1 protein-coding gene is annotated in these 1,785 nt (G+C 67.5%); it reads left to right on the top strand.

All coding sequences use genetic code 11. The annotated features are described in order from the left end of the window. Positions 1–103 precede the first annotated feature (103 nt). Complete coding sequence (locus C667_RS22680) at positions 104–1,699, top strand: ABC transporter substrate-binding protein (protein WP_004387550.1); 1,596 nt, start codon at positions 104–106, stop codon at positions 1,697–1,699. Positions 1,700–1,785: the final 86 nt, after the last annotated feature.

Raw genomic sequence — 1,785 nt, 5'->3', positions numbered from 1 at the left:
GGTGCACCAATCGGCCGGCATGCGCGCTGCCGAGCCGCTCCGGCAGCCCGCATGCCGGCCCCCCAGCCGTTCAGACCCCGCAGCACCCGACGGAGATCGAAAAATGACCCGGACCCGACTCGCCCTCGCCCTGCCGTTCGCCCTCGCGACCCTAGCCGGCGTGGCCGCCGCCCCCGCCTTTGCGCAGACCGTGCGCTGGGCGGCCGCCGGCGACGCGCTGACCATGGACCCGCACGCGCAGAACGAGGGGCCGACCCACGTCATGAACCACCAGGTCTATGACTCGCTGGTGTTCCGCGACCAAGAGATGAAGCTCGCGCCGCGGCTGGCGACGTCCTGGCGCATCACCGAGGACCCCAACGTCTGGGAGTTCAAGCTGCGCGAGGGCGTGAAGTACCACAACGGCAACCCCTTCACCGCCGACGACGTGGTGTTCTCGATCCTGCGCGCCAAGCACGAGAACTCGGACATGAAAGGCCTGCTGACCAGCGTGGTCGAGGTGGCCGCGGTCGACGAGCACACCGTGCGCATGCGCACCGACGGCCCCAATCCGCTGCTGCCCAACAACCTGACCAACCTCTTCATCATGGACCGCGAGTGGTCCGAGGCGAACAAGGTCACCCTGCCGCAGAACTACAAGGCCGGCGACGAGACCTTCGCGGTGCGCAACGCCAACGGCACCGGCCCCTTCCGGCTGGCCAAGCGCGAGCCCGACGTGCGCACCGAGCTCGAGCGCAACGAGGACTACTGGGGCAAGGGCAGCTACCCGATGGAGGTGGCCAAGGTCGTGTTCACCCCGGTGCGGTCGGCCGCCACCCGGGTCGCGGCGCTGCTCTCGGGCGAGATCGACTTCCTGCTCGATCCACCGGTGCAGGACCTGGAGCGCCTGTCCGCGGCCAAGGGCATCGTCGTGCGCTCCGGCCCCGAGAACCGCACGATCTTCTTCGGCATGAACCAGGGCGCGACCGAGCTGCGCAGCGCGGACGTCAAGGGCAAGAACCCCTTCGCGGACAAGCGCGTGCGCGAGGCGATGAACATCGCGATCAACCGCGAGGCGGTGAAGCGCGTGGTGATGCGCGGCCAGTCGGTGCCCGCCGGCATCGTCGCGCCGCCCTTCATCGACGGCTACGACAAGGCGCTGGACGTGGTGCCGACGCCGGACGTGGCACGCGCCAAGGCGCTGCTCGCCGAAGCCGGCTACCCCAACGGCTTCGCGGTCACGCTGTCCTGCCCCAACGACCGCTATGTGAACGACGAGGCGATCTGCCAGGCGGCGACCGGCATGTTCGGCCAGATCGGCGTCAAGGCGCGGCTGGACGCGCGGCCCAAGAGCATCCACTTCGCCGAGCTGCCCAAGGGCGAGCTCGACCTCTACATGCTCGGCTGGGGCGTGCCGACCATGGACTCGCACTACGTCTTCCACTACCTCTACGAGACCAGGACCGACAAGGGCGGCTCGTGGAACGTGACCGGCTATTCCAGCCCCAGGGTCGATGAGCTGACCAAGGCGATGAACCGCGAGATCGACCTCGGCAAGCGCGCCGGCATGGTGGCCGAGACCTGGAAGACGGTGCAGGACGACGTGGTCTACCTGCCGATCCACCACCAGATGCTGAACTGGGCGATGAAGGACGACATCGACTTCCCGGTGCAGTCGGAGAACTATCCCTACTTCAAGTTGTTGAAGTTCAAGAAGTGATCCGATCGCGACTCGCGTCGCTCCTACAGTTCGAGCTTCAATGCCCCGCGGAAAACTGTAGGAGCGACGCAAGTCGCGATCCCCGC

Source organism: Thauera phenylacetica B4P (assembly GCF_000310225.1).
In the GTDB taxonomy this organism is placed as follows: domain Bacteria; phylum Pseudomonadota; class Gammaproteobacteria; order Burkholderiales; family Rhodocyclaceae; genus Thauera; species Thauera phenylacetica.
This window is presented reverse-complemented; position numbering and strand designations above follow the sequence as displayed.